Genomic DNA, 7,468 nt, shown 5'->3' with positions numbered 1-7,468 from the left:
GAAGTATTCTTTGCTTCATCAGACCCCGTTGCATTTCATCCTTGAATTGGCCAAGGTTAGGACGACGTTGTTCTATAAAAGTTGATTGTTGAGAAGTTTCTAAGTCAGGATAAATATAGAGAGGAAAAATAAAGTTTCCTTCTTTAGCCGAAGTAGAATGCAGAATAGAAATTGTGTCAGAGCAGTAGAAGTGATTACAGTTGTCAGACTCTTCTGATCTTCTTACTGTGATTAGGGATATGTTTTCATGAAACATATTGGACATGAGACCATATCGATGATCACCACGTTCAATCATACATTTTTCGTAGTATAAAAATCTTATATCAAAAGGTCTAAAGAGTACTGATTTAACATGAGTTATGGTATCTCTACTCATTAAATTCTTTGCAATTGAAAAATTCCAATGTGGTGACTGTTTTACTTCATACTTGGCTATTGCCTCTTCATCGGTTAGATTTTTTATGTCAATGAATTTCTCAACTAATTTATCTTTTAAAAAATCTACTAAAAGATAATCTTTTCTTGTTGCAATCCCCCATCCATTAGTATTCATAATATCTGTTATTTTCCAACCTCCATCATACTCAATGAAGCGAGTGTCATTTTGTGGAATAAACAGATGAAATGGCTTTTGTGGAGCGATATCTTTCCATTCTGTAGATAAAACATCATGACTCAACAGCCACTCATACTTAGCCTCTCTCGTCCCATACAAATGTGCGTGTTGAATATCAGACATTTCTATTTATTTCTGGTAATAGGAAGAATACGAACTCTAGATTTCGGTTCGTCAACGGTTATCAAAGCTCCAGCCATAAAGGGACTTCTATTTCCTCAGATTGCCATGCAGCATAGGAAAGCGCTTCATACATATCAGCCTCCTCAAGATAAGGATAAGCTTTTAGGATCTCAGGAATTGTTCGTCCTACTGCCATCAAACCCACCACAGTCCCAACTGTAACTCTCATGCCTCGTATGCAAGGCTTGCCGCCTATCACTTCAGAGTTAAACGTGATTCTCGTTAGCTGTTTCATCATTACTCCTTATCAGAAAGTGCTACAGGTTCCATCATTTGTGTCTAGCAGGTACATTACTGTAGTTCTTCCAGTACTTCGTACTCTGTTAGCCCCTGTTGCCAACGGTCATTCGCGTTCCTGCGATGCGAGGGCGATTTCCGCAAATATCAGGATCGCGAACGATCGGCGTACCAATATCAACAATAGTTACTGTCATAGCTTAAGGCTCCTTATTACTGTTGCAATTTATTTGTCAATAGCACTTCAAGGATTTTCCTGTCGCTTACGAATATCAGCCAAAATATCATCCATACTCATCCGATCTAGCCATTGATGACGCTCGGCAGTATAGTCACCACTTCCCTGGTCAAATAGTCTCAAAAACCTGACAGCATCAACATAGCCAAGCGTATCAACCAAAGCCTTAAAGCCTTTTCTTGTAAGTTCAACTGCGGTCATCATTTTGTCCTCCTTTTTGTATTGCAATATTCATTAACCAGATGACAGGATTAGCAACGCTGACTCTCATTGTTTTTTCATAGACCATTGACTTCTTGAGCAAGCGATCGTCAGTTGTCAGAAAAACATCAACATTTCCACTTTCAGCGCAGGCAAGATGTAAAGCATCAAAACGCTTAAATCCCAATGAGATTAACTCCATAGCCCTACTCACAATAGACTCTGTGACTATTATTCTATCTTGTGCGATCGTCAAAGCCTCCATAACCTGATCTGCCATATTGGGGTTTGGATTTTGAGCAATTTCAGACTCAAGTGCAGTACTACTTATCAAAACAAAGTCTCCTGATACGCATCGCAGCGTAATTTCATCAATCGCTTCTGCTTCAAGTTTTATTCGCTGTTGTGATTGATCGTCAAAAGGACGATTTAGACAGCAAACATCCATGTAAATTCGATATTTCATGCATTTATCTCCTTTACCATCATACAAACTGCGACACCTTGCTGAATATCAAATACATTTTCATCCTTTGAACCATCGATCGCTGTTTCCTTCTTCTTAGAATTTCCATGCAAATCCAAAATCCTAATCCAATTAAAACTCTTGGCTAAACTCTGCCGCATTCCCCGAAATGTTGGGTTATCGAGATAGCCGTGATTGGTGACAAACGAGAGAATACCCGTCCCCGTCTTATCAATTCGCCACTGGGAAAAGCGAATGAATTTAACATAGTCATCCTGCAACCATTTAGGGTTCTTCTCTCCCAGTGGTAAACCATCAACAAAATAATAATCTTTGACTAATCCACCCACCCACTCACTCTTATTTTCAGAATGTCCTGAATAAGGAGGATTGCCAATCACTACCATTACAGGGATATCAAGCTTAATTCCTGCTGCCTCATTTGCCTCATCAGCAACAAATTCTTGAAACAACATTGCAGATTTCTTCGCAGCATCATCTAGCGTATTGGTCAGATAAACACCCAATCTTTGAGAACTACCAAACTGATAACCTGACTCCTCTAAAAACAGCCCTAGTTTGAGATGACAAATCGCATAGGGAGCCATCAGTAACTCAAAGCCAAACACACGCGGCAACAGATGCTCTTTTACATAGTCCGACCATGAGATATCGCCTAGCTTTTGTTTAATCAGCGATTGAGCCTCAGCATCATTCTTAAATCGCTCCTCAATCAATTTAAAAATCCACAGCAAAAACGTTCCCGTCCCACAAGCAGGATCGAGAATCATCACCTCTGGATCGGCTAAACCTAGCGGCTTGTTGAACTTCTCTTTGAGCAAAATATCGACAGAACGCACCATGTACGACACCACAGGCTCAGGTGTGTAGTAAACCCCTCGCCGCTCGCGCATTTGAGGCTTGTATGCCGCTAAGAAATCCTCATAAAATCGAATCACAATATCTTCGCGATTCATCTTTTGTCGAAAATCTGAGAGAATCGCATCCATCTTGGCAGCTCTCAGAATACCAAACACCTCAGCAATACACTCGATCAGCTCTTCCCCTAATTCTTCAGGCGATCGCTCTGACACATCACGAAATAAACGTCGCAAAAATGGGTTGGTTTCTGGTAACTGCTCCCATGCATCCTTACGGTTAAAATCTGCCTTCGGGTCGCGAACGTGACTAAATACCCTTGCAGTGAATAGCCCATAGGCGATCGTCTGCGCGTAAATATCTGCAAAGCTATAGTCCTTCTCACTCTCAGCCGATAGTTTTAAACTCGGCAACAACTCACGCTGAAAACTCAGTAGTAGATTGTGCAAATATCCATCTACCCCCTCTGCCTGATAGGCAAGGGGTAACGCCTGCTCGATCCGTCGTGTCACCTCTGCCAAAAGCTGAGCCAATTCTTTTGCAGTCTGTGCAGCCTCATAAAATACCCACTCCACCAATGGGATTAATGCCAAGCCTCTCTCAGCGATCGGTAGCTGTTCCTGTTGTAATCGGCTCAATCGCACTTCTAAATCTTTCTCGTTCCATGCAAACGTTCGTACCTGACGCTGACGAATTCCTCCCTCAATCGGTAATACAAAGGCAACCCTCCCTCTCTGTTCGCCTTCTGGCAACAGCAAATACATCACAGGTTGCATCTCGGCAATCTGATTGGTGTAATGTCCGTAAATTTCTTGTTGTTCGGCTTTATCAGTTAAGAAAATCTTGAGTTCGCCATGGGTCAAGCTATCGCATTCAGCATAAAAACCAACCGCGATCGGACAGGTTTCACCCGCTTCTGACACATCTTTACCCGCTCGTAAATACCAAAACCTAGACCCAGAAGGATCGCGTTGTTTCAAGGGATAGCCAAGAAATTTTCGCAATGACTCAACTCGGTCTGCTTGCGTACCCGTTGCGATCGCTTGAATCTGGTCTAGTCCTTCTGGCATCAGCACGTCCTTTCATAACCTTAATAATCTTCAGCTCGTAGTCAAATCTGTCCAAAAATGCCCAATTTTTCTTCTTCATAGTCAAACCTAGGAAGATTTTTGGTAAGACAAAAAGCTCAGAAGTGTCTGCAATCCCTAGTTTTCAACGATTTCTTTAATATGGGCGATACTGGATTCGAACCAGTGACCCCTTCCGTGTGAAGGAAGTGCGCTACCACTGTGCTAATCGCCCCAGATTAATTTGGTGAGGAACAATCTTAGCAGATTTGCATCAATATGAGAATGTATAGCAATCCTAAATTAAGTTGTCATGAATTTGTAGCGTAGGCATCTTGCCTGCAAGGGCTAGAATCCCTGACTACAATGACAAATAATTAAAGATCGATATAGACCATTTTAAAACTACGCTAATTTTCAAAGCTACACTAAAGATGCTCGCAACCCTGTGAAACCCAATGCTACATTTTACAAAATATTTCGCGTTAGGGGCAATTCTCTTACTCGCAACCCCGATCGCCCCAAGTTTTGCTGATAAATCTGAGCCAAAACCAACTGCTCCAGCCACTGAAACGCCAATCCAAGGCGATCGCCAAATAGACTGTAAAGCTCAGCAAGTAGCAGCGCAGGCGATCGATCTGGCTGGAACCATGGTGACGCCCGGCGAAGTTGCCAAGGCGATCGTGCAAACTGCAAAGGGACTTCAAGATGTCAATGTACCGGAAATGAGCTTCTTAGATACCAAGCAGACACAGATGCTCAATTCAGCACTAAGCTTGGCGAAATTAATGACAAGAAACCTAGACGCCGAAGCCCTCAAGCCCACGATCGCATCGCTCTATAGAAATGTTCGCGAAACAGCCAAGAAAAATGCTCAGTGTTCTGGGCAATAAGTGGGGAGTTGTCAGTTAAGAAAGTTATCTGTTTTCAGTCAAATTACGAATTACGAATTACGAACAATCAATCACTGAAAACCGACAACTGATAACCATTTTTCTAACTTCTCAGGCTCACTCTAAATTTTTCTTCTAGGGTATCGCGTACTTTTTGATGGACGGGATTGATATCAGCATCGGTCAGGGTGCGATCGCTGGCACGATAGACCAAGCGAAATGCCAAGCTGCGCTGACCTTCAGGTACGCCTTCACCTGTGTATTGATCGAATAACGTGACAGACGATAACAACTCTCCACCCGCACTCGTAATCGATCGCTTAATCTCTGCAACTGTGGTCTTAAACGGTGCAAAAAAGGCAATGTCGCGATCGCTGCTGGGATAGGTGGAGTAAGGCTTAAATACGGGAATAGATTTCCGTGCGATCGCTTCTAGTAAGGCATAGAGATCTAGTTCAAAGGCATAAATCTGTTCGGGTAACTCTCGCTCCGCTCTCAGTTGAGGATGCAACTGCCCGAAAGTACCCAATCGTTCGCCCGAAATCCACAGCGAAGCGGTGCGACCAGGGTGCAAGCGATCGTCTTTTTGATCGGGTTGAAACTCGACATTTACACCTAAGTAGTGAAATACCGTTTCTAGTAACCCTTTGGCTGCATACCAATCGTAAGGCTGGGTGTTGTGCTGCCAAGTGCCTACGGTGGGGTCGCCACCAAAAATTCCAGCAAGGTGATCGGTTTCGCCACTGCCTTCTTCATCCTTTCCAAAGACGCGCCCCACTTCAAAGGCATTTAAAATACCGTTCCCTTGGCTGAGATTATAGACGCAGGCATCGATCAAACCTGTAAGCAAGTCTAGGCGCAGGGCACTATATTCCGTCGCCACAGGATTAGTAATTTTAATCTGATCGGAACTACTGGGACTACAGAGCGACATATGAATTACTTCCGTTAGACCCGCACCCCTCAGGGCTGAGCGCACTTGACGCAGCAAAATCTGATCGGTAGATAGATAGCCTAGCTCTGTGCGAGCGGGCAGGGTTTCGCAAAACTTGTCATAGCCATAGATCCGCGCAACTTCTTCGATCAGGTCAATTTCTCGCTCGATGTCTGCATAGCGATAGGAAGGAACTTTCACCAACCAACGCGTGGTGCTTTCTTCAGAGGACTCGGACTCATCCGAGGATGCTTCTGCCGATTCTTCGGCAGGTTTGATCCGCTCTAGTTCAAAGGAAAGCGATCGCAGGGTTTTTTCGACATCTTCCTCGGTTAAATAGGTAATCGTGCCGTTCTCTAGTTCAATTTCACCCAGTACTTGCAAAATTCTTTCGAGGCGCAGCTCAATCGTACGTGTCATCGGGGCGCGGTAATCGACCGTACTCTGCTCGACAACTTTGCCACCCGCAAGCTGTACGATCGTTTGGATGGCTTTGTCGCTGGCAATTTCTAGGGCAGCGGCATTGACACCGCGTTCGTAACGGGCAGAAGCTTCTGTGCGTAGGGCTTGGGCTCTTGCCGATCGCCGAATTGTGGCTTGATCGAATAGGGCTGCTTCTAAAACGATGTTGGTGGTAGTTTCTGAAACCTCATTGGTCTCACTGCCCATCACACCTGCGATCGCCACAGGAATATCCCCTGACGTAATCACCAAGTTTTGACTGTGCAAAGCACGCTCTTGACCGTCGAGGGTGGTGAGGCTTTCTTTGGGTTTGGCAAATCTCACGCCAATGTTAATCCCTTCTGCCAATGTATCGGCATCAAAGGCATGGAGCGGCTGTCCCCACTCTAAGAGAATGAAGTTAGTGATATCGACAATATTGTTAATCGACCGCATTCCTGCTGCTTCTAAGTGACGTTGCAACCACTCAGGCGAAGGTGCAACTTTCACGCCTTGAATTAACGTGCCAATGTAGGCAGGACAGGCTTTGGCATCAGCGATCGCGACCCATTCTAACTTTTTGGGCTGATGCTCGATCGTAGCGAGGGGCAAGCAAACATCTTTACCGAGTAGGGCTGCCACTTCACGGGCAATACCAACCATGCTGAGTGCGTCAGCCCGATTGGCTGTGGATGAGACGTCCAAGATGGCATCATCTAGCCCCAGCAGAGGACGAACATCTGTGCCTAGGGGAATGCCCTCTTCAAATTCATAAATACCGCTAGATTCTTTGGCTAGCCCTAGTTCGGCTAGGGAGCAAATCATGCCCTCCGATCGAACGCCCCGCAGTTTGGTGGGGCGCAGTTTTAGATCGACAATGGGTAAATAGGTACCAATGGTGGCAACGGGGACATATAGGTCTTGCCGAGCGTTGGCAGCACCACAGACAATAGTGAGTTTCTCTACTGCCCCAATGTCAACGGTACATACTTGCAACTTATCGGCGTTAGGATGGCGATCGGCGGTGATAATTTTGCCCACAACCACCCCATCTGCCCAAGTGCGTCTGTCTTCAATTGACTCTACTTCAAAGCCAGCCATATCTAGCTTTTCTGCCAGTTCCTGTGGGGACAGATCGAAATCTACAAGTTCCCGAAGCCAATTTAGAGAGATACGCATTTAAAACTTAAAACTATGCTGAGTTGCCATTCGGTTTAATTTTGCCACAATTGAGAGACAGCTTTTAGTTTTTTGGAGTTGTCAGTTGTCAGTTGTCAGTTGTCAGTTGTCAGTTGTCAGTTGTCAGTTGT

The 7,468-nt window shown here is 44.6% G+C and carries 8 protein-coding genes and 1 tRNA gene; 1 reads left to right on the top strand and 8 read right to left on the bottom strand.

The genetic code is table 11. From position 1 onward, the window contains the following. From V2H45_RS24200 to V2H45_RS24170, 7 genes are all read right to left on the bottom strand, one after another. Window positions 1-742 (bottom strand): type ISP restriction/modification enzyme (locus V2H45_RS24200; protein ID WP_330486261.1); only part of this gene is annotated, 742 nt, incomplete at its 3' end. A gap of 61 nt (window positions 743-803) precedes the next feature. Then, window positions 804-1,037: a DUF433 domain-containing protein gene (locus tag V2H45_RS24195; RefSeq protein ID WP_330486260.1), complete on the bottom strand. Its 234-nt coding sequence runs from the start codon at window positions 1,035-1,037 to the stop codon at window positions 804-806. Window positions 1,038-1,125: 88 nt separating this feature from the next. Continuing rightward, a complete protein-coding gene (locus tag V2H45_RS24190) occupies window positions 1,126-1,236 on the bottom strand; it encodes a DUF433 domain-containing protein (RefSeq protein WP_330486259.1) in 111 nt (36 codons plus the stop codon). A gap of 47 nt (window positions 1,237-1,283) precedes the next feature. Further along, entirely contained in the window at window positions 1,284-1,478 is a 195-nt protein-coding gene (locus tag V2H45_RS24185) for a hypothetical protein (RefSeq protein WP_330486258.1), read from the bottom strand. Beyond that, complete coding sequence (locus V2H45_RS24180; RefSeq protein ID WP_330486257.1) at window positions 1,465-1,944, bottom strand: PIN domain-containing protein; 480 nt, start codon at window positions 1,942-1,944, stop codon at window positions 1,465-1,467. The genes V2H45_RS24185 and V2H45_RS24180 overlap by 14 nt, the downstream gene beginning before the upstream one ends. After that, window positions 1,941-3,893 carry an N-6 DNA methylase gene (locus V2H45_RS24175; protein ID WP_330486256.1) on the bottom strand — a complete coding sequence of 651 codons (1,953 nt, stop codon included), beginning with the start codon at window positions 3,891-3,893 and terminating at the stop codon, window positions 1,941-1,943. The genes V2H45_RS24180 and V2H45_RS24175 overlap by 4 nt, the downstream gene beginning before the upstream one ends. Before the next feature lie 160 nt (window positions 3,894-4,053). Further along, window positions 4,054-4,125, bottom strand: a tRNA-Val gene (locus V2H45_RS24170). 223 nt (window positions 4,126-4,348) lie between these two features. Between V2H45_RS24170 and V2H45_RS24165 the strand changes: the two genes are divergently transcribed. After that, entirely contained in the window at window positions 4,349-4,783 is a 435-nt protein-coding gene (locus V2H45_RS24165) for a hypothetical protein (protein ID WP_330486255.1), read from the top strand. 103 nt (window positions 4,784-4,886) lie between these two features. Here the strand turns inward: V2H45_RS24165 and pheT are convergent, their stop codons facing one another. Beyond that, complete coding sequence (gene pheT, locus V2H45_RS24160) at window positions 4,887-7,337, bottom strand: phenylalanine--tRNA ligase subunit beta (RefSeq protein WP_330486254.1); 2,451 nt, start codon at window positions 7,335-7,337, stop codon at window positions 4,887-4,889. Window positions 7,338-7,468: the final 131 nt, after the last annotated feature.

This window comes from Tumidithrix elongata BACA0141, assembly GCF_036349135.1.
Taxonomy (GTDB): Bacteria; Cyanobacteriota; Cyanobacteriia; order Pseudanabaenales; family Pseudanabaenaceae; genus Tumidithrix; species Tumidithrix elongata.
This window is presented reverse-complemented; position numbering and strand designations above follow the sequence as displayed.

Bases quoted from the DNA above. Each gene is read 5' to 3' on its own strand.
- V2H45_RS24165 (WP_330486255.1), top strand. From the start codon at position 4,349: ATGCTACATTTTACAAAATATTTCGCGTTAGGGGCAATTCTCTTACTC.
- V2H45_RS24175 (WP_330486256.1), bottom strand. From the start codon at position 3,893: ATGCCAGAAGGACTAGACCAGATTCAAGCGATCGCAACGGGTACGCAA.
- pheT (WP_330486254.1), bottom strand. From the start codon at position 7,337: ATGCGTATCTCTCTAAATTGGCTTCGGGAACTTGTAGATTTCGATCTG.
- V2H45_RS24190 (WP_330486259.1), bottom strand. From the start codon at position 1,236: ATGACAGTAACTATTGTTGATATTGGTACGCCGATCGTTCGCGATCCT.
- V2H45_RS24185 (WP_330486258.1), bottom strand. From the start codon at position 1,478: ATGACCGCAGTTGAACTTACAAGAAAAGGCTTTAAGGCTTTGGTTGAT.
- V2H45_RS24195 (WP_330486260.1), bottom strand. From the start codon at position 1,037: ATGAAACAGCTAACGAGAATCACGTTTAACTCTGAAGTGATAGGCGGC.
- V2H45_RS24180 (WP_330486257.1), bottom strand. From the start codon at position 1,944: ATGAAATATCGAATTTACATGGATGTTTGCTGTCTAAATCGTCCTTTT.